The organism is Nostoc sp. (genome assembly GCF_036917775.1).
Taxonomy (GTDB): Bacteria; Cyanobacteriota; Cyanobacteriia; order Cyanobacteriales; family Nostocaceae; genus Nostoc.
Genome location: NZ_JBALEQ010000036.1, coordinates 1 through 25,082, shown reverse-complemented (window position 1 = coordinate 25,082; position 25,082 = coordinate 1). Strand labels below are relative to the sequence as shown.

Sequence of the window (25,082 nt, the reverse complement as noted above, 5' to 3'; positions counted from 1 at the left end):
AGTATTTACCTACTCGTTCCTGTTAGCTTTTTTCATAGTTTTAGCATAACATCTATACTTCAACATGTAAAAGTTGTTTCTTGACAGGCTCTAAGGGTGGTTCGTTACTCAGTATATCGCCAGGAGGAAAAATAACTTTGTCTTCTGAAATACCATTAGCGATCAATTCTACGGTAGCAGGTTCAGACATCAGCGATCGCTCCGCAATTTATTTACTGAAAATTTGGTAACTTGCAGATGGCTTTGAAAACTTGCAATAACTCTATTGCATCTGGAGATTCGTTTAAACTTAATAATGGCATTAACTGATAATTTGACTGCTCGTCATGTCTTAGATGAACAAATTGATAACGTAGTCCGTTAGTTACCACTCCCCAAACAGATGGTTGTTGCTCTAAACTCTTAAAAGCATAAGTCAGTAATTGAGGTAAACCTTCACCCACTTCAATCGCACTGTTTTTTGTTTCAATTACTACAACCCAAAATGGCGGTGCAATATTACTTTGAAAGCTGTTGATTGCTAAAATATCCATCCGTCCGGTAATTCTTCTGTCTTCATCTTCGACAGCGATCGCAATGCTATCTTCCATTGTCAACCGAATCGGTACATCGTAAAACCCTGCTAACCGAATCAAAGGTGCGAATGTTATAAATTTAACCAGCCCTTCAGAAATTTTCCTTGCATTTAAGTAACAATCGAAGTCATTTCTGATTCGCAATAAATCCTGCTGTTCAAACTCAGACAGTGGTTCTAGACTGAAAAAATTTGTGAATGAACCGTTGGAAAGTTCTTCGAGTTTAAGAAAGCGATGAACATCGTTGAGACATAGGCTGCTAGCTTCGACGGTTAGCGTCATAGTTTCAGGCGTTGTTTGTCAAGACTACTTATATTTTGCAACATTCACGGTAGAGAGGCTGCAATGTAACGTCTTTACATTTCTTGAGCGCTTGGTTTTGGTAGATGAAAATGAATGTAAACTAAATAACTCGGCAATTTCTACCTAGCTTAACGAAAATCTAAACACCGTCTAGCACAACTGGCCTAAGAATAGTTTTTAGTAATAATAGCGATCGCACTCGTAACTAACCATGTCAGAACCAAATATCGAATCAATCCTTCAAGAGAATCGCCTCTTCTATCCTCCTAGTGAATTCTCGCAGAACGCCCATATCAAAAGCCTAGAAGACTATCAGCGTCTCTATGACAAAGCCAAAGCCGATCCACAGCAATTTTGGGCAGATTTGGCTGGAACAGAATTAGAATGGTTCCAAAAATGGGACACAGTATTAGATTGGCAACCGCCTTTTGCGAAGTGGTTTGTTGGCGGTAAGATGAATATTTCTTACAACTGTCTTGACAGACATCTCACTACTTGGCGCAAAAATAAAGCAGCCTTGATTTGGGAAGGAGAACCAGGTGATTCGCGTACCCTCACTTATGCCCAATTGCATCGAGAAGTTTGCCAGTTTGCCAATGTATTGAAGCAACTGGGTGTCCAAAAAGGCGATCGCGTTGGAATCTATATGCCGATGATTCCCGAAGCGGCGATCGCCATGTTAGCCTGTGCCCGAATTGGCGCACCCCACAGTGTGGTATTTGGTGGTTTTAGTGCCGAAGCTTTGCGCGATCGCTTAATTGATGCTACAGCTAAATTAGTAATCACGGCTGATGGTGGTTGGCGCAAAGATGCGATCGTTCCTCTCAAGGAACAGGTAGATAAAGCCTTAGCTGATGGTGCTGTTCCTAGTGTCGAAAATGTCCTCGTTGTCAAGCGCACCGGACAAGAAACTTATATGCAGTTGGGCGGACGCGATCATTGGTGGCATGATTTACAAAAAGGAGTATCAGCCGATTGTCCTGCCGAACCGATGGACAGTGAAGATATGCTGTTTGTCCTCTACACTTCTGGTAGCACCGGCAAACCGAAGGGCGTAGTGCATACAACTGCTGGTTATAATCTGTATACCCACATCACCACCAAGTGGATATTCGACCTCCAAGATACGGATGTATACTGGTGTACCGCAGATGTAGGCTGGATTACGGGACACAGTTACATTGTCTACGGCCCACTTTCCAACGGTGCAACGACGGTGATGTATGAAGGTGCGCCTCGTGCTTCTAATCCTGGCTGTTTCTGGGATGTAATTGAAAAATACGGCGTTAATATTTTTTATACTGCACCTACGGCAATTCGGGCATTTATTAAAATGGGCGAACACCATCCCAATGCACGAAACCTGTCTTCGTTGCGTTTATTAGGAACCGTCGGCGAACCCATTAACCCAGAAGCTTGGATGTGGTATCAGAAAGTAATTGGTGGCGATCGCTGTCCAATTGTTGATACTTGGTGGCAAACAGAAACAGGCGGTATCATGATTACACCGCTACCAGGGGCAATTCCCACCAAACCCGGTTCCGCAACTCTTCCCTTCCCCGGAATTATTGCAGATGTCGTGGATTTGGAAGGAAACAGCGTACCCAATAACGAAGGCGGTTATCTAGCAGTGCGCCATCCGTGGCCAGGAATGATGCGGACAGTCTACGGCGATCCAGAACGCTTCCGCCGTACTTATTGGGAACACATTCCACCCCAAGATGGTAACTATACTTACTTTGCTGGTGATGGCGCTAGACGCGATGAAGACGGTTACTTCTGGGTAATGGGTCGTGTGGATGACGTACTGAATGTATCAGGACATCGCCTTGGTACAATGGAAGTAGAATCAGCCTTAGTTTCTCATCCAGCCGTTGCAGAAGCGGCGGTAGTGGGTAAGCCGGATGAACTCAAAGGTGAAGAAGTAGTTGCTTTTGTGACTTTAGAAGGTACTTATCAGGGAAGTGATGAACTGAGTAAAGAACTCAAGCTACACGTCGTCAAAGAAATTGGTGCGATCGCCCGTCCGGGAGAAATTCGCTTTACTGACGCTTTGCCCAAAACGCGATCGGGTAAAATTATGCGGCGCTTATTGCGAAATCTAGCTGCTGGGCAAGAGGTATCTGGTGATACTTCAACATTAGAAGATAGAAGCGTATTAGATAAATTGCGGGAAGGTACGTAATTAATTCAATTCACCTTGTAGGGATGCACAGATGTGCGTTCCTACTTGTGGTCTATTTCACCTAACGCACCCACATTTTATGATGGACATAAGAACATTATTGAGGCATTGAGGGCGATGAAGCTGAAGAGCAAAACCAAATCAGCATTTTTTCAACCTTTTAGCTGCATGATGCTGAGTATTCTAACTGTAATTAGTTTATCACCATTAGCGTTAGCGGTTTCTGGAAAAGTTTCTTTGCATCCACCAGAACAGGATGCACAGAGACAACCACAAAAACTAGCCCAGTTTTCAGACACAGGGCCATCAGAGCGATCGCAGATGCTGCAACAAGCCAATGCTTTATTTAATCAGGGAGACTTAACAGGTGCAGAGGAAAATTTCCGCAAGTTAATTAAAAAATTCCCAGACGATGCCTTTGGACACTTTCAACTGGGAAATGTGCTTTTTCGGCAAAAGAAGCCAGAAGAAGCAATTAGCGCATATCAAGAAGCCATTCGTCTTCAGTCAAAATACGCTCTAGCTTATAATGCGATCGGTATGGTTTACGCAAGCCAAAGTCGCTGGGAAGAAGCAATTACTGAATATAAAAAAGCTCTGGAAATTAATCCTAATTATGGCGAAGGGCTGACTAATTTTGCACTAGCATTGTGGCAAACAAATAAAAAAGACGAGGCGCTATCTTCTTTAGAAAAAGCTTTAAATATTTTCAAATCACAGAATAGAGGTGAAAAAGTTAACCAAGTAGAACGAATTTTAAAAGAGATCAAAACTGCTGAAGATCCTAGTGTTTCCTGAGAATCAGCAGGTAGAGTAATGCTGTAAGATATTGTAACATGTAGGGTGTGTTGCTAAAATTTAACGCACCCTAAATTGTTACTTACTTCTTTTACCAAATAAATTTTCGCATATTATCAACTTTTTCTTAAAATCTGATTGATTACTTTTATGCAATGTATTGTAGTTGTAATATAAAAAAAGCACCAACTTTCAATAGTATACAAAATCATAATTTACAATGAGAATCATAGAGACCTTCGGTTAAAGCCTATGACTTCCCTATCGGCATTAACTTTACCTGACCACACCCAGTTACCAGACTCAGATGGTACATTTGTGAAAAATCTTCAGGAGCATCCGCAAAGCATTTTAATTACAGATTCAATTAAACCTGTTTTAGAAAAACTTCATCCTGACGGTCAATATTGTATCGGACAAGATTCTGGTATTTACTGGCGATTGACAGATCCTCCTGAGAAAGGGGCTGAAGCACCAGACTGGTTTTATGTACCCAATGTACCGCCGACCCTTGACGGTAAAATGCGGCGTTCTTATGTGCTGTGGAAAGAGTATGTTGCACCCCTAATTGTGATTGAATTTGTCTCTGGAGATGGTTCAGAAGAACGAAATAACACACCGCCATCTCAAGGGGAAGGTGGAAATGTTGGTAAGTTTTGGGTTTATGAGCAGGCAATTCGAGTGCCTTATTATGGAATTTATGAAGTAGCAAAAGCGCGAGTGGAAGTTTACCACCTAATCGATAATACTTATGAACAAATGCAACCCAATGAACGAGGACATTACCCAATTGTTCCTATGGGTGTAGAGTTAGGAATCTGGCAAGGATTTTATCAGAATGCAGATTTACCTTGGTTGCGCTGGTGGGATACACAAGGAAATTTACTGCTAACGGGTGAGGAACGAGCTGTGATTGAGCGACAAAAGCGGGAGAGAATTGTAGAGAAATTGCGTACTCTCTCTGCTGAACAACTCAACGCTTTAGGAATTGCTCCAGAAATGCTGGATTAGGAAACATAATTATCTACTAATCAACGAAGGCAGAAGGCAGGAGGCAGAAGGGAAACATCTCCCATAAAGGGAAGAGGTATGAAACGGACGAATATGTTCTCGTGCTACGCATCTCGCAAAGAATGTTTTTAATTTTTCGCGCCACTTGCGGGCGTTAGCGGAGCGGGACGCAGTAAGGTTTGTACCTTTTCTTCCTTCTGCCCTCTGCCCTCTGCCTCCTGCCTTTCTTCTATAAAACAACTTTGCTAGTTATTAATGTATAATTAAGCCCAAGAGTTCAGGGTGCTTGTCAAGTATTAAACTACTTGCTGGTACTGCCAAAGCATATTGTATGTCTAAATCTGCAATCACCGTTACCGTTAAATTGTTCGCTGCTTATCAAGAAGCCTTTCAGGTTTCAGAACTGGTACTGGAATTTCCTAATAGTATGCCAGTCAAAGCAGTATGCGATCGCCTCATAGCCGAACACCCTGAACTTTCCCAATGGCGAGACATCACCCGCTTCGGGATTAATTTAATATTTGTTGAACCAGATACCCTATTACAAGATGGGGATGAAGTCGTATTGATTCCACCAGTTAGCGGCGGCTAGAAAAATAGTTAGGAGTTAGGTATTACAGCAGATTGAAAGTAAGTTCTTATCTCCTGTCTCCTCACCTACTATTCGATTCCGCAGTTACCTTAACTAAATTATCTAACTCTTGCTGCATCTGACTCACAACTAATTCATAACATTCATTAACATAGTGGCGATCGCTAGCTGCTTCTCTACCATAGCGTTCAAATACAATCGGCGGACAAACCCGTGTGTACATGGGCACAGGTAATGGAATGTTGGGCAATGGGCCAATTGCTAATCCCCAAGGTAGTCCGAGATAAATTGGAAAAACTTCTGGATCAATTCCAAGCAGCCAAGGCATTCCCCATTCGTGGAGTTGCTGCACAACTTTGTATAAGTCAGCCAGTATAATCAGCGTATCGTGAGCGCCCCAGGAAATCACAGGTACAATCGGCACATTTTCTCGCAATGCTAACTTGATAAATCCTTGTCGCCCTGCAAAGTAGATTTTGTTACGTAGATAATGCGGTCGAAACACATCTTCGGCTCCACCTGGATAAACCAACACACTAGCCCCAGAGTGCAATGCAGTATAAGCCATTTTCGGATGAGCTATGACTGCTCCAGCCTTGGCAGCTAGTTGCGCTAGTGGTTGGCTAACCTGCCAAGCCTTGGGATGCATTAAACCATAAACGGGTTTATGGGCACCAAATCGTTTGAACCAGTCATACATCACCATTCCCATATCGGGAGCCGCGAGTCCCCCATTATGCGAACCGACAAATAAGGCTTTTTCTTGGGATGGAATATTTTCCCAGCCACTAGTTTGCACTTGAAAATAGTACTTATAGAAAAAGCCTAATAAAGGCATCAGAGATTCTATGAACTTTGGATCTCGCTCATCCAAAGACCAACCGGGTTTTTTCTTTAAGAGATGTTGCTTTTTTGACATCGATACATTTTAACAAGATCGGAACTTCGGGAGACGCGGCAAGTCTTGAATTAAAACTAAATTAACTTGACTTTCAAGTGCTGTATTGCTTTTGCTGGAGTAGCCAAACACATAACAGAGCGATCGCTATACCAACCAGAATAAAACAATAGATGTAGCCGAAGTTATCCACAATCCTACCAAATACTGCTGCGCCGATTCCCTGTCTAACAAAAAAGCTATAAACAGCGAAACAGCTGTATCTCGTGCTTCCGGTGCTAACCAGTCCACACAATCCTCTTAATTGTTTTATCAAACAGAATTTAGAATAGGCTACACCCATTCTAAATTCTGAATTCTTATTCAAGCCTAGAATGCTCAAGGTTGAATAGTCTTCGCCGACTGGTTAAATAACAAGTCTCGTGACTTATCTGGATCAAGTGGTTGAGTTTTCAATGCTTCTGCTTTCTCGTAGGCACGAATTGTTGCCGGACGAGCTTTAATTGTCTCAAACCAGCGCTTGAGGTGAGGAAAATCCTCTAGATTCTGACTTTGGCGTTCATAGGGCACAATCCAGGGATAAGCAGCAATATCGGCGATGGAATAATCGCCAGCCACAAATTCTCTATCTGCTAGTTGCTTATTCAGCACTCCATATAAGCGTCCCGTCTCATTCACATAGCGGTTAATGGCATATTCAATTTTTTCGGGAGCATAAGTACTAAAGTGATGATTTTGCCCTGCCATTGGCCCTAGTCCACCCATTTGCCAGAACAACCATTCTAAAACTTGAGTGCGTTGGCGTAAATCTTGCGGGATTAATTTCCCGGTTTTTTCTGCCAAATATAGCAAGATTGCCCCAGACTCAAATACCGAAATCGGCGCACCTCCATCTACTGGTTCGTGGTCAACGATCGCAGGGATACGATTGTTAGGAGAAATCTTCAAAAATTCGGGCTTAAATTGATCTCCAGCTCCAATATTCACAGGATTTATGGTATATTGCAAGCCGACTTCTTCCAGGAAAATCGTAATTTTATGACCGTTTGGGGTTGTCCAATAATAAAGATCGATCATGGTTATTTGTCCTAAAATTGTGCGATTCTTTTTAAGTGAATGGTGCAGACATCTCTTTTTTTCTGATTTATCACAAAATCTGAAAAAAAGAGGACAAAAACGATGAAAAGTAAAAGGGATTGGGGATTGAGTAAGAAGTTAAAAATTATGTTCGGGGCTTTAACCCTTCCCAAATTTTGGAATGTATTCACAGTCCCAGTCCCGATTATCAAAGCGGTGTTACTTTCTACGAGACGCTGCGTGTAGCAAGATCCCCCGCAGGGGTACGCTATCGCTGCAACCAGTTGAATTGTAACCCCACAACCTAGAATTTCAAATACTTAGAGAGTAACTTATGAGTGAAAAGACAGTCAAAGTGATTGAAGGAAACTTATTGCCAAAAGGAGATTATGTATCATCAGGATTTTCCACTATCCAGCCAGATTCCTATTTTCCCAATATAATTTTAGGAAATAAATATGATTCTTTTTGGCTTTATTTACGGCGGGATATTACTCATAACTGGTATGTAGATAAACGACGGCAAAAAGTAGGATTTGTGAGCAGAGATGAAGCTCATATTTTATACAATACAGCCTTAAAATTTCGGGGGAAAAAAGCTTTAGAAATCGGTTGCTGGATGGGATGGTCAGCTTGTCACCTAGCTCTAGGAGGGGTGGAGTTAGATGTAATTGATCCGATGCTATCCGAACAATTATTTAATGAAAGCGTTACAGACTCACTAAAGTCGGCAGGCGTAAAGGAGTCTGTGAATCTAATACCAGGATGCAGCCCTCAAAAAGTAGAAGAGATAGCAAATAAATTTCAACGTCAATGGTCATTGATATTTATAGATGGTAATCACGAAGCACCAGCTCCGCTCAATGATGCAATTATTTGCGAACAATTTGCAGAAGCAGATGCTTTAATTTTATTTCATGATTTGGCTTCTCCTGATGTAGGACAAGGCTTGGATTACTTCAGAGACAAAGGATGGAACACGATGGTGTATCAAACTATGCAAATTATGGGAGTTGCATGGCGGGGAAATGTTGAGCCTGTAATACATCAGCCAGATCCTAAAATTAACTGGCCCTTACCTCCACATTTACAAGGTTATTTTGTCAGTGGTTCAGTTAAAACTGCGACTGAAGATAAATTTGCAGAACTTCTCAGAGCAGTTCGACCATATACTTTATTGAGTGAAGCAAAATTATTCTCGCTTTATAGTCAGGCAAAACAACTATATTGTTATTTTTTCTGGCTGCCAAAAATGTTACTACAAGCGATCGCTAGAATCAAACCTATCAAGGGCAACTAACTTTGTATTATCAGCAACGACTAGCGACTAGCTATGTGTCGCTAGTCGTGGCTTTTTCTGATGAAACATAGAGCTTCAATTCATCATGCCCTTGTAGCTCGTCTTGATAGAACAATTTTATTGCTTGGTAGTCCAAAAGTGCATGAGTCATTTTTGAACTGACGACTATTTCATGGAAATCGGAACGCTCAATGGCAATAACTTTGATTGCTGCGTCATTTGCTGCCCGGACAGTTGCTGTACGCTTGGTTTCGTGCAGTAATCCTATTTCACCAAAATAGTTATTAGGCCCCAATGTTTTTAATAATTTTGATTCCAAACCTGAAAACTCTTGAATGACTTCTACCTCCCCTTCAATCAAGATATAGAATTTATCAGCGACTTCACCCTGGCGGATAACAATTTCACCAGGCTGGAAGGTCAACATTTTTAACCTGGGAATTAACTGAATTAATTGTTTATCCGTTAAGGTTGGTAAAGCAACAGATAGCTGACCCTCATAGTCCACATCAAGTTTGCCATCTTCCATACGCACGATGCGATCGCTAGCCCCAAAGATCCGACTGTCGTGAGTAACAATAAAAACCGCACTTCCTTGTTCTTTCGCTAGTGTCGTCATCAGTTCGGTAACTTCTTGTCCTGTTTGCCGATCTAAAGCGGATGTCGGCTCGTCGGCCAGAAGTAATCGAGGGCGGTGAACAAGGGCACGGGCGATCGCAACACGTTGTTTTTGCCCCCCAGAAAGATCCCTTGGATAAGCATTCAAATGCTGCCCTAACCCCACTGCTTTCAAGATTTCCGTACTTTGGCTTCTGGCTTGTTCAGGCGTGAAATTATCCTGTAATTCCAAAGAAACCATCACATTCTGCTGGACAGTCATAAAATCCAGTAAGTTAAAATGCTGAAAAACATAACCGATTCCTCGCCGAATTTGCATTCGCTGGATTTCGTTGGCTCCCTTCAATTCGTGATTCAGCACTTTCAGGCTACCATCTTGAACAGAACGCATACAGCCAATTAGAGATAGTAGCGTTGTTTTTCCAGAACCAGATGCCCCAGTTAAAATCACAACTTCTTTTGGGTAAATATCTAGATCAATTCCAAATAGAATTTGTTTTTTATTTTTAGCTTCCTGATAATAATGATCCAGCTTTTTAATGGTTATTACTTGAGTCATACTCTAGGAAATCAATCAATTAAATTTACTTAAAAACGTCAACTGGATCTGCATCTTTAACCTTTAGTAAGGACAGCCCTGCTGATATTAGGCAAATCATGCAGACTAATCCTAGAACAAAAGACGCTGATTCTACAGTCATTTTGATAAATATCTTTGTAACTTTAACTAGGTAATCATAAGCCAGACATGATATTATTGCCCCTGGGATATATCCGGCAATCACTAAAAATATTGCCTCTTGAAAAACTATAGAAACTAGAGATTTTTGACTAAGCCCAAGAGCCTTTAAGGTTGCATAGTTGGCAAGATTATGCGTAACCTTTACATAAAGTATTTGATATAAAATAAAAATGCTGATAATTACGGCGACAATCAAAATAAACCGGAAGATAAAGCCCATCGGTGAATTACTTTCGTGAAATATCTTTTCTCTTGTAATTAGTTCCGATTTTGAGAAAACTTTAATATTTGCTGGAAGATAACTTCTTAATTGCTCAACAGTTTGCTGTATATTGGCATCTAGTTTTAATTTAATTAAGCCAGCATCTATTTTTGTGAGGCTGCGTCCAAACAATTGACTAAAAGTTATTGGATTGATGATAAAGCTAGCATCATAAGCATTATTCACTCCTAATTCAAAAAGCCCAACAATTCTAACTTTTTGTAATGAGCCAGTAGTTCCGGCTAAAACCTCTGCTGATGATTCTCCTTTTTCTTTGAATTCAGTAATGATGGGACTAAATTCATTTCTGGCATTCCGGTCAAATAAAGCAAATTTTTCCTTGTTTAGTTTTTCAATATTATCTTGAAGTCCAGGGAGATTTAGTGTTTGGATATTAGAAGGAATGCCGATGACGTTCACTCTAATCCGATAAAGAGACTCATTTCTGTCGTACCATTGGGTTGAAGTAATATAAAGTGGTGCGACAGATTCAACGCTCTTTAACCCTAGTGCTTGATATAAAGGTCTGGAGGAAAAAGTTACTGGTTGTAATACAGTTGAAGAGAGAGAGCTAACTAAAATAATATCTGCATTAAAATTTAAAGGTAATTGCAACGCCCCTTCTAAAAAAGCATTTCTCAGTCCTAGTTGCATAAAAATGAGAAATGTAATGCAAAAAATCCCCACAATTCCAGCAATAGTTTGATTGCGTTGATATCTCAATTGCAACCAGGCGATGGGAATTTTTTGAATTTCAATTACAAAACGTCTGATCATTCTTCAAGCCTTATCGATACATCAACTTTCAGATTCGTCATTCCTGCTACAACCTGGCTACTTTTTCGATCCAGGCGAATTTTTACTTCGATTACATGAGCATCCCCATCTGTTGCAGAATCGGTATCTAAGACATCGCGTTTACCAATTTCTAAACCTACTTGGGATACTTTCCCCAAGAGCGGTTTAGTGAGACTGGGACTGGTAATAATTGCTGTTTGTCCGAGATGTATTTTAGAGATATCTGTTTCGTAAACCTCTGCTACTACCACCATTTGCATCGTATTACCTAAACTGACGATGCCTTTCGTCCCCACCATTTCACCGGGAAACGTTTGCACCTTGAGGATTTGTCCAGTTCGGGGCGATCGCACCACACTTAAGTCCAATTCCGCCTGAGCTTGCACCACCTTGGCCTTGGCCTGTTTCACCTCCGCCTGAGACAACTGCACATCTACTAGGCGCACTTCTGCCAAACTATTCAAAGAGGCACGAGCTTGATTTACCTGTCGTTGTGCTGCTTCCATCCCCAAGCGTTTGCTATCGTACTGCGAAGCTGAAACCGCTCCCTCATGGTACAAACTGCGATAGCGTGACTCCTCCACCTGAGCATTTTTCAATTCCGCTTCCAGACGAGCGATCGCTGCTTGTTGAGCCTGTAAATCTCCTTGTTTCGGTCCCGATCGTACCTGCATTAATCGCGCTTGGGCTACTTCCACCTCTTCTCGTGCCGTCTTCACAGTCGCCAGACGACGAGTATAATTATCCAACACTGCAAGCACTTGCCCCGCCTTCACCCAATCCCCTTGCTTTACCCGTAGCTGTTGGATGCGGGCCGATTCCGTTGAAGAAGCTGGAAAGACTTGAATCACTTCTCCTTCTGGTTCCACACGCCCCAAAGCCGTCACCGCTTGCATCACTGGAGTTACAACCACTGGCTGAGGTTTAACTGCTTCACTCGTCCCCATCATCCGATACACCATCACCCCACTAACGGCTATTCCACTTAAAGCAATTGTAGTTATAAGTACGGATTGTATGGTATTTTTACTGTTGTCACCACGAATGAATAAATGTGTCATAGTTAGAGGATAAAACTGTTGCTATATATAGGCTAAAAGTCAAATTGACCTTGATAAAGTAAGACTGGAAAAGTTTTATCCTTACAATATATACTGTTGCTATTGTTACTGGCAATCACTTTATTACTGACTTCAGCAAAAAACCGAGTCAGTAATAAAGTGATTGAAAATTCTAGTCTTTGTTTGGCGGCAATACTTTCGGTTAAACCCAATAATCTCTCTTTTGGTCTGGGGAAAGGAAAATTCAAACCCTTTCCCTTTCCCCTTTAACCGAAAAGTATTGTATTTGGCGGTGCTAAAAATCTACAATTTTCCCCATCAAATGAAGAACGCTCATTTAACTGTAAGTGTTGCTGAATTATGGGATGATTTCGCCCAATTTGGATTTTTAATGGTTTCAACTGCCAATTTATCCCGTATTTATGCAATGCCCAACGGTAAAGCTTGAATATGGCAGCGACAATTATATTTTTTTATAGCGGTGACTTGGCGATCGCAGCCCAAACTCTATGATGAACTTCAAGAATTGGTGTAGGATATCTTGCTTCGAGTAATGTCGCCAATTCTTGGTCAAATACTTCTACTTTTTCTGGTGTCAAGCTGGCTCCCACACCGGCACTAGCACGAATTCGTCCCCGCCAAGCCTCGTGTGTATAAGGTACAAATACATCGTAAGAAAATGTGCGGATTTCTCGAAATCCTCCTTCGCCAATATCTTGTAACCACAAGGGATACAAGCCATTACCGCCGCCCAGATTCCAGGCGGGATTATGAGCCTTGATCAATTGTTCTGTAGCTTGAACTACATTACCTTTTAAAGGTATCCAATCAAAATGAGCGATCGCAATTGAGCCATTTTTTCTCAATATCCGAGTAATTTCTTGGACAGCACGGGGACGATCAAACCAATGCCAACATTGTCCAGCAGTAACTACATCAGCACTTGCATCTGGTAACTCGGTATTTTCAGCAGTTGCGACTCGATAATCTACTTTGATTTGGATTGATTCGCTTAACTGTCTCGCTTGTTCTAAAAGTGATGCTGATGGATCTATGCCAATTACATAAGCACCTCTATCAGCAAAGCCTCGCGCTAGCGTTCCTGTCCCTGTACCAAGGTCAACAATATTCTGTCCTGGTAAACCTATACCATATTCAGACAGTTTGTTGAATAATGAACTGGGAAAACCAGCGCGGTGTTTTGCGTAATCAACAGCAGTTGCACCAAAATCAATTTTCATACCTGCAAAACCATTTTTGTAACAATTGTCTAGGCTAGAAGTTCTCTACCCAAGGACGTAGTTCTACTTCATAAGTCCAAGCACTGCGGGGCTGGCGTAGAATACTGAGATAAGTTTGAGCGATCGCATCTGGGTCAAGAGTACTATCAGGATTATCTACTGGATCTTGGCGAACTGCTGAACGAATTGCCCCATCAATCACGAAATGCGCGACATGAATATTTTTTGGTGCTAATTCTCTAGCAATACTCTGAGCTAAACCTCGTAGTGCAAATTTACCCATTGCAAAGGGAGCAGACTGAGCATAACCCTTAATACTCGCTGAGGCTCCAGTAAAAAATATAGCACCACCGCCAAGCTGCAAAAACCTTTTGGTAGCAGCTTGAGCAACGAGAAAGCCACCATAAGCAGTTACATCTAAGGTTTCTGCCACCTCACCAGGATCTAAATCAACAAGAGGCCCCCGCACTCGAAAACTGGGATTGTAAACAACAACATTCGGGGAACCAATTTTATTATCAATATCAATAAATAGTTGTTCTACTTCATTTGGCTTTGAGACATCAGCAGCAAAACTAACTGCGTCAATTTCAGTAGTCAATTGAGTGAGTTTTTCAATTTGACGAGCCGCTAAAGCTACGGTGAATCCTTCTTTGGCAAATAGGCGGGCTAAAGAAGCACTCAATCCACTACCTGCGCCGACAATTAAAGCTGTTGTTGCCATAAATTTAATTCTCCTTATTAGGATTAACAGTTAAGGCATTTTATATATATTGGTCGAGATGGATAGTCAAAAGCTCTTAGTTTGTCTTGTATGTCAACTTTCATCTTCATAAACCTTACTACGATGCCCTACTTTAATTATACTTATTAACAAAATATCGTCATATATTTCATAAATTACTCGGTACTCACCGACTCGAAGACGATAAGTATTTTCTTCATCTTTTAATTTTTTAACCCCGTTGGGACGAGGTTCTGTAGATAAATTTAAAATTTTTGAATCGATGCGGTTTTTAATGTTACTTGGGAGTTTATTTAGTTGTTTTATTGCACCCTTAGTAAATTCAATTTGATACATTACGCAGTTTCTTTTTCATATCCTTTATATTCCTCCCAAGACACAGTACCATTGATGCGTCTATCTTCTCTAGCTTCTCTAATAGCTTTTATATCTTCTTCATCTTCTTCATCATCTATACGTTTTAATAGAGCGTAAATCTCATCTAAAGTACTGTCATAAGCTTGATTTAGCAGTACGTTAATATCTTTAATTAGTTGTTCACGTTCGTGTTCGGTTTTCATTTTTACTCATCCTCTACAATTAATTCTTTTGACACTTTATCAAATTTGTGAGGCTAGGAACCACTTTTCATATAATAGTGTCAATATGTTTCTACTGCGAGAGCGTTATGAACCAAAGGATTTATTTGATGAAATGAAGGTACATATCAGCTATAAATTAAGAATTGAGCGTAACTGAAGATAGTTGTGAATCGCCTTTAGTGGGAGTTTGACCAATTTGGAGTACACCAACTGCGGCAATCAGACAGAGAATACCTGATAAAATAAACGCTTGTACATAGCTACCCGTCCAAGTTCTTAACACTCCGGCTCCGAATGCTGCTGTGGCTGCACCAAGCTGGTGTCCTGCGACAATCCAACCGAACATTACGCCGACATTTTCTTTACCAAAGGCATTGGCAACAAGCCGGACTGTCGGTGGTACGGTAGCAATCCAATCAAGTCCATAGAAGACGGCGAAAATAGAAAGTCCATAGAAGGAAAAGTTGAAACTGAAGGGTAAGAAAATCAAAGACAAACCCCGCAGTCCGTAATACCAGCATAATAAGTAGCGATTGTTCCATCGATCAGATAGCCAACCGGACATAGTAGTTCCAAAAAAATCGAATAGCCCCATGATTGCCAAAAGTCCCGCAGCTTTGACTTCAGGGATACCGTGGTCAATACAAGCGGGAATTAGATGAGTTCCAATTAACCCATTTGTGCTAGCACCACAGATAAAAAAGCTCCCAAATAACAGCCAGAAATCGCGTTTACGCATTCCCAGCCAGAGGGCGTTGAGGGTAGAGGCGATGGAATTTGCTCTAGGCTGTGATATTTCTACAGTTTCGCTGTTGTCGCCAAAGGGTCGCAAACCGACATCTGCCGGACGATCGCGCATAAAGGCTGCGATCGCTGGAATAATTAAAAGTGCTGCACCAGTAAGAGCTAAAGCCGCAGTTCGCCATCCAAAGCGATCGGCTATTGAGGCCAGCATCGGCAAAAACACCAGTTGTCCTGTGGCAGTACTGGCGGTTAAGATGCCGAGAACTAAACCCCGCTTTTCAGAAAACCAGCGATTGACAACAATAGCGCCCAAAACCAGGGCGATAACTCCGCTACCAGAACCGACAACTACACCCCACAGCAAAACTAGCTGCCAAGATGCTGACATCAAAGTAGTTAAACCGACCCCAAGAGCAATCACAGCAAGGGAGAACACCATCATCCGGCGAATGCCGATTCGCTCCATAACTGTGGCGGCAAAAGGGCCAATCAACCCGTAAAGTACTAAGTTAATTGAAATTGCCAAAGATATAGTTGCTCTACTCCAGCCAAACTCCTGTTCGAGAGGCACTATAAAAACTCCGGGAGCAGAACGAATTCCGGCTGCAACGAGCAAGGCTAGGAATGTTAAGCCAGCTACGATCCAGCTATAGTGGAACGAACGACGCGCTAGGAAGGAGGGTAGGGACATGGTTGGGGAGGCAGGGGGAGCAGGTTCAAAAACTCATTCACGAGTATAAAAGGCTCGTTGGCGAGTATCAAAGACTCATTCACGAGTGTAAAAGGCTCGTTGGCGAGTATCAAAGACTCATTCACGAGTATAAAAGACTCGTTGGCGAGTATCAAAGACTCATTCACGAGTATAAAAGACTCGTTGGCGAGTATTAAAGACTCATTCCCTATTCCCATATTCCCTATTCCCTATTCCCTATTCCCCATTCCCAATTTAGAGAAATCTACCCTGCATAAGGATTACCGATTCTATCCACAGAAACGTTGGAGGAGAATGGTAAACGACCTGGATTTAAGCGTGGTTCGGCTGCATAGCCAACAGGAACAACAACAGCGATCGCTAAATCTGGATTATCCCCAGCACCAATCACTTGTTTTACCTGATCCTCAACCCAACCGTTCATAAAACAAGTGGATAATCCCAAACTTTCTGCTGCTAACACCAAATGAGTCGCGGCAATAATGGCATCTTTGATCGCATATTCGCGTCGCTTGTCGCCTAACGTAGCTTGAAATTGTGGGATGGCGCTTTTAAAGTAGTTTACCGTGCCTTCATTCCATGCTCCAGTCTCAGTTGCCCGCTCAAAAATTGGGGTTAAGTCTCTTTCGCCTACGGTAGGATCGGCAGCAAAGACGAAGGTTACAGGTGCTTGGACGATTTGCTGTTGATTCCACGATGCTGCTGATAATGCTGCCTTTTGCGCCTCGTCTTGCACAAGAATAATTTGCCAGTCTTGCATATTAAAGCTACTGGGAGCTGCCACGGTCAATTCTACCAGTTGCTTGAGCAGTTCCGGGGCAACGGGGTCTGCTTTAAAAGTTTTGATTGAACGACGTTGAGCGATCGCACTAGGTACATCTAAAGGTATGGTTTGGGTGATGGAACTCATGAGATTCTCCTGATAGTTGAGTTATGACCAAATAATTCGTAATTCCTAATTAGGATACAAATGAATCTATTTATTCATGAAACAAAAATAAAAATTATTCCTTGTTTCCGAACAAAAGTCACAATTACGAATTACGTACAGCCCTTTGGGCATGAAAACAGCGTAGCGGGGTGTAGCCCATTACGAATTACGCCTTAGCTACCGCCTCATTCGCAGCTGCCAAAAATGGATAGTCTGTATATCCTTCTTCACCGCCACCATAAAAGGTTGCTTGATTTGCTTCATTTAATGGTGCATTTAAAGCCAAGCGTCGGGGTAAATCTGGGTTTGATATAAATAATGTGCCAAAGGCAACTAAATCTGCTGCTTTGCTTGCCAGCACTGCATCGCCTTTTTCACGGGTATAACCACCATTGACAATGAGTGTACCTGTAAAGCGATCGCGGATATGACTGGTGGGTACAATTATCCCGCCATGTCTGATATCTGCTTCTGTTGCCTCATAAATATGCAGATATGCCAAATTAAACTGGTTCAACGCTTGAGTTGCATAACCGAATGTCTCTAGGGGATTGGAATCACCGATATCGTTAAAAGTCCCACTAGGGGAGAAACGAACCCCGACTCTGTTAGAATCCCACACACTAGTTACCGCCTCTGTCACTTCCAATAGGAATCGGGTGCGATTCTCAATGGAACCGCCATATTTATCTGTACGTTGATTGGTGCGATCGCGGAGAAATTGATCTATTAAATAACCATTAGCTGAGTGAATTTCTACCCCATCAAACCCAGCCGCTAGAGCATTTGCCGCTCCCTGACGATATTGTTCTACTATCTGCGGTATTTCTGAAGTTTCTAAAGCACGGGGTGTAACATAAGGTTTTGGCCCTTCATAAGTTGATGCCTCACCTTTAGGAGTAATGGCAGAAGGTGCCACAGGTAAAGCTCCATTCGGTTGTAAGTCAGGATGGGAAATCCTGCCTACGTGCCATAGTTGCAGGAAAATTCTTCCTCCCTCCTGATGTACGGCATCAGTGACTAATTTCCATCCTTCTATCTGTTCTGACGAATGAATTCCTGGTGTAGCAGGATAGCCTTGTCCTTCAGGAGTTACCTGTGTAGCTTCAGAAATAATCAGTCCGGCGGAAGCACGTTGAGCGTAGTAAGTAGCATTCAGTTCGTATGGTACGTTTCCCTCACTGGCTCGGTTTCGGGTTAAGGGTGCCATCACAATCCGATTTGGGAGTTCCAAATTACCTAATTGGTAAGAAGAGAATAAGTTGATATCACTCGTCATGTTATTTTGCTCCAATTCAAAATTCAAAGTTCAAAACCCCAGACGCGATAAATCGCCGTCTTTACAATAATCAGTCCTTTGTAGAGACGGCGATTTATCGCGTCTCTTACCTTAACCGAATCGTATTGAAGATAAGGGGAATAAGGGCAGGGCTATGCTATTCTCATTTAGCCTATCTCCTGTCTTCCTCGATAAATTCTCAGTCTAATAGCGAAAGTCTCTAAAGACCACTAAGAAAAGGTTATTGTCCGTTTTAAGGTACTCAAAAACTTTAGTTATGGGCGGTTTATTTCTAAAAAGAAATAGTCTTGAAAACAACAAAAAAGTCTTGCCAATACCCAATTTTGCGTGCAGTTCATTCACTAAACAATCGATCGAATCACACCACCATCTACCCGCAAAGCTGCACCATTAGTTGCTGAAGCTACGGGACTAGAAAGGTAAACTACGATCGCTGCTACTTCTTCATTAGTTGCAAAGCGTTTGATTAGGGAACTTGGACGCACATTTTGAAAAAACTCAGTCTCAACTTCTGCTGGACTAATCCCACGTTCCTGCGCCAGGTTGGTGATAAAGTCTTCAACTCCTTCTGAGCGGGTTGGCCCGGGGAGGACGGAGTTTACCGTGACTCCAGTCCCGACAGTCATTTCTGCTAGACCTCTGGCAATGGCAAGTTGCGCTGTCTTAGTTGTGCCATAGTGAATCATTTCCACTGGGATCTGAATCGCAGATTCGCTGGAGATAAAGATTATCCGCCCCCAGTTTTGCTCTAGCTGCTTTTGCAGATATTGCCGACTTAAACGGACTCCACTGAGAACGTTAACCTGAAATATGTTTAACCAGTCTTCATCGGTAATATCAAAGAAGGTTTTTGGCTCATAAGTACCCACATTATTAATGAGGATATCAACGTGAGGAACTTTTTGAAAGAGTTGCTCTACCCCTGATGCAGTACTTGTGTCAGCAACAACACCAGAAACTTTCGCTTCAGGTGTACTTTGTTCAATTTTAGCGATCGCTTGGGCTACTCTTTCCTCAGATCGACCGTTGACAATCACTGATGCACCTTCTTGAGCTAGCGCTTGGGCTGTAGCCAAACCAATACCTGCGGTTGAGCCACTAACTAGCGCGGATTTACCATGCAATTTCAAGTCCATTTTGCTCTTTCCCCGTTAGTTGAAACAGAATTCAGGAGTCAGAAGTCAAGAGTGGGGAGAGACGCGATTAATCGCGTCTGTACAGGAGTCAGGTGTATTCTGACTCCTGTCTCCCTTGATTAGAGAAGACTGCAAACTAAATGCGTCTCATAACAGTACCTAGATTTAAAGATGCTGTGCTAAGGTCTTATTCAATGTGGTTTTTGGAACTGCCCCTACGACAGTATCGACCTGCCTACCTCCTTTAAAAACCATCAACGTCGGGATGCTGCGAATTCCATAATGGCTGGCGACAGTAGGATTCTGATCTGTGTTCAGCTTCACAAATTTCACCTGTCCTTCGTATTCGGCAGCAACTTCATCGACTACTGGCCCCACCATCCGGCAAGGGCCACACCACGGGGCCCAAAAGTCTACTAAGACTGGAATATCACTTTCCAAGACTTCTTGCTTGAATGTGGCTTCTGTGACATTTGTAATGGATGACATAAATTGCCCTCCTAATTAATTCTATTATTCGATAATATCGAATAATAAAAATATATGCCACTTGATGAGATAATGCAACTATGAAATTTCTTTATCATCCAGATAGAAAAAATATTTCTTTACCGGGAGTGTTGTATGCACTGGGCGATCCAGTGCGGCTAGAGATTGTGCGGCTGTTGGCGACTGAGGGGGAACAATGCTGTGCCCAGTTTGATTTTGCGATCGCAAAGTCTACAATGTCAAATCATTTTAAGATTTTGCGGGAGTCGGGGATAGTCTTTACACGTAAAGAAGGGACACATCATATCAACATACTGCGGCGTGAAGATTTAGAGGTGCTGTTTCCAGGGTTGCTGGATGCAGTATTGAAAGCCGCTCAACCATTGCCTGTGAGTCCTGCGAGTGATAAACAAACAGCTTCAAGGGTTTAGGAATGGGGAATGGGGCGATCGCTATCTGTTTAAGAATCTTCTTGTTTTTTAATTTGTGTTTCTAAATCAGCCAAGATATCATGTTGTTCTTGAAAAGCCCTTGGAGTGTGAGATAAACCTAAATCTGTTGAGAGTAAATCAATACCATCAAGAATTTTGGGTATCTGAGCTTGATCAACTTGCAGGCTAAGAAAGCATTTCTCCCTGTAATCAGGTCTTCCTTGAAAGAGTTCAATCGCTCTTTTCAAAGGGCGCATAACCTGATAGGCTTTTTCAGCCTTATCAATTGATGCTTGAGGGATTGGAGATTGCAGCCTAAGAATTGCTAAATCAATTAAATCTCTTGCCTCAACGCTGTCATCTGCATAACGGTCAGAATTTGACAGTAGCTTAGAGGTAAAACAGTCATTGAAGCTTAAGCAAGGAACGAGTGACCATTTTGGATATCTTGGTGGATCTAGTTGAAAACGAGTTTCAGCAATAATTTCCGTTTTAATCGGCATATCATCCACAAAAACTATCATCCGAATTCCATATTGGTCAGTTGTACTACGTCCAACTTGGATTTTACTTAAATCACGAAATAATGCTTCATGCCCACCCTCAAATACTACTGTACGTAAATATTTATAGCCTTCTGTACCAACAGAAGCAATAAAATCAATATCCTTACTCCAGCGATATTCTTCAAACTCAAATGCAAGAAGGGTTCCGCCACCGAAGTAAGCAGAACCCTTCATAAGTATGTCAGTATCTAAGCATTCAAGAACTGTGAGAATTTGATTATGGTGTTCTAACCTGAAACTCATAAACAAACTTGCAACCAGGACTTATAGCGTCTAGCGAGTTCCTGAAGAAAATTTAGTTCTTCACCTTCAAGATTATTAAATAGATTGTGATACTGCCAGCCACGTTCGTAGCGACTCAGCATTTCTTCTGAAGTAAACCGATACACATCGGCAGTTTGCCAACAAATGGACTCCAGAAAAGGCAGCTTTTTGGGGACAATAACAGGATTATTTGTTCGTGTTGCGGTTGTCATAGCTCTTTTAATCAACCACTTGCGGCTTATTTTTATTTAGATTAGCACTGTGGATTCCACCATTTAATCTTATTCTAACTATAAATTATCTGGGCTGGGATAAACTCTTCCTTTCCAAGCGCCGCCGCGCCCTTGCCAGTGACGTAGTGCTGAGTCTAGAGTCATCAGCGTATAGAGAAAAGCGATCGCAGGCAAGCTCAACGCAAACCAAGGAGAAGATTTATAAAAGCGGATTGTCGGGTAGTAAGCCAAAGTCATCAACAGCCATCCTAATAAACCCGTAAGTGCGATCGCCCAATTACCCCAAACTACACCTAGAATTACACACACAGGTGCAACTAGATAAATCAGAGGCATTCCTACCAAAGTGCCCAAAAGTAGCAATGGCGAATAATTTAGTTGAGTATAGGCAGTACGAGCAACCATATCCCAAATTGTCGCCAGCGAGTCATAAGGACGTAGACTGTGAGTCAAGCTACTCAATCCTAACCAAATACGCCCTTGACTAGGAATTTTGTTTATTCCCCTTGTCTCCTTGTCCCCTTGTCCCCCACTCTTCTTAACAGCCTGAGCTAGGGCGCAATCGTCGATTAAAGCTTGGCGAATCACTTGAATGCCTCCGATTCGCTCTAAAGCTTCACGGGCGATCAGAATAGAACCTCCTGCTGCGGCGGCGGTGGGATTATTTGGATTATTCACCCAGCGAAAAGGATAGAGTTTTTGGAAGAAAAACACGAAAGCCGGAATCAAAAGTTTTTCCCAAAAGCTCTCACATCTAAGTCGTACCATTACCGAAACCATGTCTAAATCTTCTTGAACAGCCTTTGCAAGGAGTCGGCGAAGATTGCCCGGATCGTGTTCGATATCTGCATCGGTCAGTAAAAAATAGTCAGGTGCGAATTTACTAGCGCTTTTTATACCTTGCTCAACTGCCCAAAGTTTACCCGACCAACCAGTAGGCAGCGATTCGCCTGAGATAATATGCAATTGTTGGGGTTTACCTACAGCGTGTGCAACCCCTTCGGCAAAATTTGCTGTTTGGTCTGTACTGCGATCGTCTACTAAAAACACGTTGAAAGAACCAGGATAATCTTGGAGTAAGAGCGATCGCAAGCTGGTTGGTATTAACTCAGCTTCGTTACGCGCCGGAACCACAGCACAAACCACAGGTAACGATTGTAGTTGACTTTCTCCCATCTCTAATTGCTGGTCTGTCCGCCAAAATTGTCCCCAAAAACACAGTAATCCTAACCAAATTGTCAAGGATAAGAGCGTCAATCCTAATACAATTACATCCATGACCTATTGCAAATTATCAGTGACTCAGACACAATACTATGTCTACCAATAAAGGAAAAATTTTTCATAGTATTGCCGTATTCATAACTAGTGTTGAGTGTGAGGTTAGATAGTATTTGATGCAAACACAAGACAGGGTAAAAGTCAATCAAGTTGCAGAAGCGATCGCAGCCAGTCAACAATATTTACTTTCGATTCAAAATCCCGCAGGCTATTGGTGGGCAGAGTTAGAATCTAATGTCACCATCACTTCTGAAGCCGTCCTTTTGCATAAGATTTGGGGAACAGACGAAACTAGACCTTTGCACAAAGTTGAAGCATATCTGCGTCAAGAGCAACGACAGCATGGCGGCTGGGAGCTTTATTACGGTGATGGTGGAGAACTTAGCACTTCAGTTGAAGCTTACATGGCGCTGAGACTGCTAGGTGTACCAGCAAGCGATCCGGCGATGATTCGGGCACAAGCTTTTATTCTCAAACGGGGTGGTATTAGCAAAACCCGGATTTTTACTAAGTTGCACCTAGCCTTGATTGGCTGCTACAACTGGCGCGGTATTCCCTCACTACCGCCTTGGATAATGTTGTTGCCTAAAGCTTTTCCAGTCAATATCTACGAAATGTCTAGTTGGGCGCGTTCGAGTACTGTACCGTTGTTGATTGTATGCGATCGCAAACCTGTTTTTATCACTGATCCAACTATCAATCTAGATGAGCTATACGCTGAAGGTGTTGATCGAGTCCGGTGGGAACTACCCCAAAGTGGCGATTGGACAGATTTATTCCTCACCCTTGATCAAGGATTCAAGTGGGCAGAAAGCCTGAATTTAGTCCCCTTCCGTGAAGAAGGCGTTAAAGCCGCCGAAAAATGGATTTTAGAACGGCAAGAAGCTACAGGCGACTGGGGCGGCATTATTCCGGCGATGCTGAATTCAATGCTAGCTTTGCGCTGTCTGGATTATGACCGCAGCGACCCGATTGTGGAAAGAGGTCTGCAAGCAATTGATAACTTTGCTATTGAAACAGAAGATAGCTACCGGGTACAGCCTTGTGTTTCACCCGTTTGGGATACAGCTTGGGTGATGCGTGCTTTAGTAGAATCTGGCTTTGCAGCAGATGATCCGGCTGTGGTACAAGCTGGAGAATGGTTGTTGCAAAAACAAATTTTAGATTACGGAGATTGGGCTGTCAAAAATCGCCAAGGAAAACCAGGGGCTTGGGCTTTTGAGTTTGACAATCGGTTTTATCCCGATGTCGATGACTCGGCTGTGGTGGTGATGGCTTTACATTTAGCGAAACTCCCCAATGAAAAAATTAAGCAGGCTGCGATCGCACGGGCGGTAAACTGGATTGCATCTATGCAATGTAAACCAGGCGGATGGGCTGCCTTTGATTTGGATAACGATCAAGATTGGCTTAACTCTATCCCTTATGGTGACTTGAAAGCGATGATCGATCCAAACACCGCAGATGTTACGGCTAGAGTCGTAGAAATGCTTGGTGCTTGTGATTTGTCAATTGATAGTGATAATTTAGAGCGATCGCTAACTTATCTTCTGCGCGAACAAGAAACCGAAGGCTGTTGGTTTGGTCGTTGGGGTGTAAATTATATTTACGGCACTAGTGGCGTTTTGTCAGCCTTGGCGTTGATTGATCCTCAAAGACATAAAGTCAGTATAGAACGAGGAGCAACTTGGTTAGTTGGATGTCAAAACCTAGATGGGGGTTGGGGTGAGACTTGCCGCAGCTATGATGACCCCAGTCTCAAAGGAAAAGGAAATAGTACTGCATCTCAAACTGCTTGGGCTTTAATTGGCCTCTTGGCAGCAGACGAAGCAACTGGTAAATTAGCTCTTGGTGCGATCGAGCGGGGAATTGCCTACCTAGTGGCAACTCAAAAGCCAGATGGTACTTGGTTTGAGGCTGACTTTACAGGTACTGGCTTTCCCTGCCATTTTTATCTCAAGTATCATCTGTATCAACAATACTTTCCTTTAATTGCTCTAGGTCGCTATCAAGCAGTGATTAACCCAATGTTTAGGATGAAAATACCATAATCATTAACTTAAAACTATAGCAGTCTTAAATCATTTGTGAACAATAAGATCCCCGACTTCTCAAAGGATGCTGTTGGCGAATAGGGGGTCTTACCCCCTAATAAGGTTAGGAACAGCTAGTAAGAAGATAAAACTAATGGAGTTCTTGTGACATCTG

The 25,082-nt window shown here is 42.4% G+C and carries 27 protein-coding genes; 7 read left to right on the top strand and 20 right to left on the bottom strand.

All coding sequences use genetic code 11. The features are described 5' to 3' along the window. Positions 1–52: 52 nt before the first annotated feature. Positions 53–190, bottom strand: a complete 138-nt coding sequence (locus V7K69_RS06395) for a hypothetical protein (RefSeq protein ID WP_335032440.1) — start codon at positions 188–190, stop codon at positions 53–55. A gap of 22 nt (positions 191–212) precedes the next feature. Next, entirely contained in the window at positions 213–857 is a 645-nt protein-coding gene (locus V7K69_RS06390; RefSeq protein ID WP_335032438.1) for a restriction endonuclease subunit R, read from the bottom strand. Between the two features lie 232 nt (positions 858–1,089). Between V7K69_RS06390 and acs the strand changes: the two genes are divergently transcribed. The 4 genes from acs to V7K69_RS06370 all read left to right on the top strand — a co-directional run bounded on the left by acs (position 1,090) and on the right by V7K69_RS06370 (position 5,464). Next, positions 1,090–3,063: an acetate--CoA ligase gene (acs, locus tag V7K69_RS06385; RefSeq protein WP_335032436.1), complete on the top strand. Its 1,974-nt coding sequence runs from the start codon at positions 1,090–1,092 to the stop codon at positions 3,061–3,063. Between the two features lie 117 nt (positions 3,064–3,180). Beyond that, the gene (locus tag V7K69_RS06380; protein ID WP_335032442.1) at positions 3,181–3,861 is read left to right on the top strand and encodes a tetratricopeptide repeat protein; all 681 of its coding nucleotides are present in this window, start codon (positions 3,181–3,183) and stop codon (positions 3,859–3,861) included. A 252-nt stretch (positions 3,862–4,113) separates the two neighbouring features. Further along, a complete protein-coding gene (locus tag V7K69_RS06375) occupies positions 4,114–4,872 on the top strand; it encodes a Uma2 family endonuclease (protein WP_335032434.1) in 759 nt (252 codons plus the stop codon). A 331-nt stretch (positions 4,873–5,203) separates the two neighbouring features. Beyond that, positions 5,204–5,464, top strand: coding sequence for a MoaD/ThiS family protein (locus tag V7K69_RS06370; RefSeq protein ID WP_335032432.1), 261 nt, complete (start codon positions 5,204–5,206; stop codon positions 5,462–5,464). A 61-nt stretch (positions 5,465–5,525) separates the two neighbouring features. On the opposite strand, the gene V7K69_RS06365 is transcribed toward V7K69_RS06370, so the two are convergent. The 3 genes from V7K69_RS06365 to V7K69_RS06355 form a co-directional block, all read right to left on the bottom strand. Then, positions 5,526–6,383: a lysophospholipid acyltransferase family protein gene (locus tag V7K69_RS06365; RefSeq protein WP_335032430.1), complete on the bottom strand. Its 858-nt coding sequence runs from the start codon at positions 6,381–6,383 to the stop codon at positions 5,526–5,528. Between the two features lie 126 nt (positions 6,384–6,509). Further along, complete coding sequence (locus V7K69_RS06360) at positions 6,510–6,653, bottom strand: hypothetical protein (RefSeq protein ID WP_335032428.1); 144 nt, start codon at positions 6,651–6,653, stop codon at positions 6,510–6,512. Between the two features lie 87 nt (positions 6,654–6,740). Continuing rightward, positions 6,741–7,439 (bottom strand): glutathione binding-like protein, encoded by a 699-nt coding sequence (locus V7K69_RS06355; RefSeq protein WP_335032426.1) that lies wholly within the window; start codon positions 7,437–7,439, stop codon positions 6,741–6,743. 334 nt (positions 7,440–7,773) lie between these two features. On the opposite strand from V7K69_RS06355, the gene V7K69_RS06350 reads away from it, so the two are divergent. Continuing rightward, positions 7,774–8,739 (top strand): class I SAM-dependent methyltransferase, encoded by a 966-nt coding sequence (locus tag V7K69_RS06350; protein WP_335032424.1) that lies wholly within the window; start codon positions 7,774–7,776, stop codon positions 8,737–8,739. A 31-nt stretch (positions 8,740–8,770) separates the two neighbouring features. On the opposite strand, the gene V7K69_RS06345 is transcribed toward V7K69_RS06350, so the two are convergent. From V7K69_RS06345 to trxA, 12 genes are all read right to left on the bottom strand, one after another. Continuing rightward, positions 8,771–9,916 carry an ATP-binding cassette domain-containing protein gene (locus V7K69_RS06345; RefSeq protein WP_335032422.1) on the bottom strand — a complete coding sequence of 382 codons (1,146 nt, stop codon included), beginning with the start codon at positions 9,914–9,916 and terminating at the stop codon, positions 8,771–8,773. Between the two features lie 25 nt (positions 9,917–9,941). Further along, on the bottom strand, positions 9,942–11,138 hold the full coding sequence (devC, locus tag V7K69_RS06340; protein WP_335032420.1) for an ABC transporter permease DevC: 1,197 nt from the start codon (positions 11,136–11,138) through the stop codon (positions 9,942–9,944). Beyond that, complete coding sequence (locus tag V7K69_RS06335; protein WP_335032418.1) at positions 11,135–12,220, bottom strand: ABC exporter membrane fusion protein; 1,086 nt, start codon at positions 12,218–12,220, stop codon at positions 11,135–11,137. Before V7K69_RS06335 ends, devC begins: the two co-directional genes overlap by 4 nt. Before the next feature lie 473 nt (positions 12,221–12,693). Next, positions 12,694–13,461, bottom strand: a complete 768-nt coding sequence (locus V7K69_RS06330; RefSeq protein ID WP_335032416.1) for a class I SAM-dependent methyltransferase — start codon at positions 13,459–13,461, stop codon at positions 12,694–12,696. A gap of 34 nt (positions 13,462–13,495) precedes the next feature. Then, a complete protein-coding gene (locus V7K69_RS06325; protein ID WP_335032414.1) occupies positions 13,496–14,185 on the bottom strand; it encodes an SDR family NAD(P)-dependent oxidoreductase in 690 nt (229 codons plus the stop codon). 93 nt (positions 14,186–14,278) lie between these two features. Continuing rightward, complete coding sequence (locus V7K69_RS06320) at positions 14,279–14,542, bottom strand: type II toxin-antitoxin system RelE family toxin (RefSeq protein ID WP_335032412.1); 264 nt, start codon at positions 14,540–14,542, stop codon at positions 14,279–14,281. Further along, positions 14,542–14,766 (bottom strand): hypothetical protein, encoded by a 225-nt coding sequence (locus tag V7K69_RS06315; protein ID WP_335032410.1) that lies wholly within the window; start codon positions 14,764–14,766, stop codon positions 14,542–14,544. The genes V7K69_RS06320 and V7K69_RS06315 overlap by 1 nt, the downstream gene beginning before the upstream one ends. A 157-nt stretch (positions 14,767–14,923) precedes the next feature. Then, positions 14,924–16,222 (bottom strand): MFS transporter, encoded by a 1,299-nt coding sequence (locus V7K69_RS06310; protein ID WP_335032408.1) that lies wholly within the window; start codon positions 16,220–16,222, stop codon positions 14,924–14,926. A gap of 265 nt (positions 16,223–16,487) precedes the next feature. Continuing rightward, positions 16,488–17,153, bottom strand: a complete 666-nt coding sequence (locus V7K69_RS06305; RefSeq protein WP_335032406.1) for a nitroreductase family protein — start codon at positions 17,151–17,153, stop codon at positions 16,488–16,490. 187 nt (positions 17,154–17,340) lie between these two features. Further along, positions 17,341–18,453, bottom strand: coding sequence for an alkene reductase (locus tag V7K69_RS06300; protein ID WP_335032404.1), 1,113 nt, complete (start codon positions 18,451–18,453; stop codon positions 17,341–17,343). A gap of 362 nt (positions 18,454–18,815) precedes the next feature. After that, the gene (locus V7K69_RS06295) at positions 18,816–19,610 is read right to left on the bottom strand and encodes an SDR family NAD(P)-dependent oxidoreductase (RefSeq protein ID WP_335032402.1); all 795 of its coding nucleotides are present in this window, start codon (positions 19,608–19,610) and stop codon (positions 18,816–18,818) included. A gap of 165 nt (positions 19,611–19,775) precedes the next feature. Further along, the gene (gene trxA / locus V7K69_RS06290; protein ID WP_335032400.1) at positions 19,776–20,099 is read right to left on the bottom strand and encodes a thioredoxin; all 324 of its coding nucleotides are present in this window, start codon (positions 20,097–20,099) and stop codon (positions 19,776–19,778) included. 80 nt (positions 20,100–20,179) lie between these two features. On the opposite strand from trxA, the gene V7K69_RS06285 reads away from it, so the two are divergent. Then, a complete protein-coding gene (locus V7K69_RS06285) occupies positions 20,180–20,530 on the top strand; it encodes an ArsR/SmtB family transcription factor (RefSeq protein WP_335032398.1) in 351 nt (116 codons plus the stop codon). Positions 20,531–20,559: 29 nt separating this feature from the next. Here the strand turns inward: V7K69_RS06285 and V7K69_RS06280 are convergent, their stop codons facing one another. The 3 genes from V7K69_RS06280 to V7K69_RS06270 all read right to left on the bottom strand — a co-directional run bounded on the left by V7K69_RS06280 (position 20,560) and on the right by V7K69_RS06270 (position 22,871). After that, positions 20,560–21,339, bottom strand: coding sequence for a nucleotidyl transferase AbiEii/AbiGii toxin family protein (locus tag V7K69_RS06280; RefSeq protein ID WP_335032396.1), 780 nt, complete (start codon positions 21,337–21,339; stop codon positions 20,560–20,562). Next, complete coding sequence (locus V7K69_RS06275; protein WP_335032392.1) at positions 21,336–21,572, bottom strand: hypothetical protein; 237 nt, start codon at positions 21,570–21,572, stop codon at positions 21,336–21,338. Before V7K69_RS06275 ends, V7K69_RS06280 begins: the two co-directional genes overlap by 4 nt. Positions 21,573–21,650: 78 nt before the next feature. After that, positions 21,651–22,871: a glycosyltransferase gene (locus V7K69_RS06270; protein WP_335032390.1), complete on the bottom strand. Its 1,221-nt coding sequence runs from the start codon at positions 22,869–22,871 to the stop codon at positions 21,651–21,653. A gap of 119 nt (positions 22,872–22,990) precedes the next feature. Between V7K69_RS06270 and shc the strand changes: the two genes are divergently transcribed. After that, positions 22,991–24,925, top strand: coding sequence for a squalene--hopene cyclase (gene shc / locus V7K69_RS06265; protein WP_335032388.1), 1,935 nt, complete (start codon positions 22,991–22,993; stop codon positions 24,923–24,925). Positions 24,926–25,082: the final 157 nt, after the last annotated feature.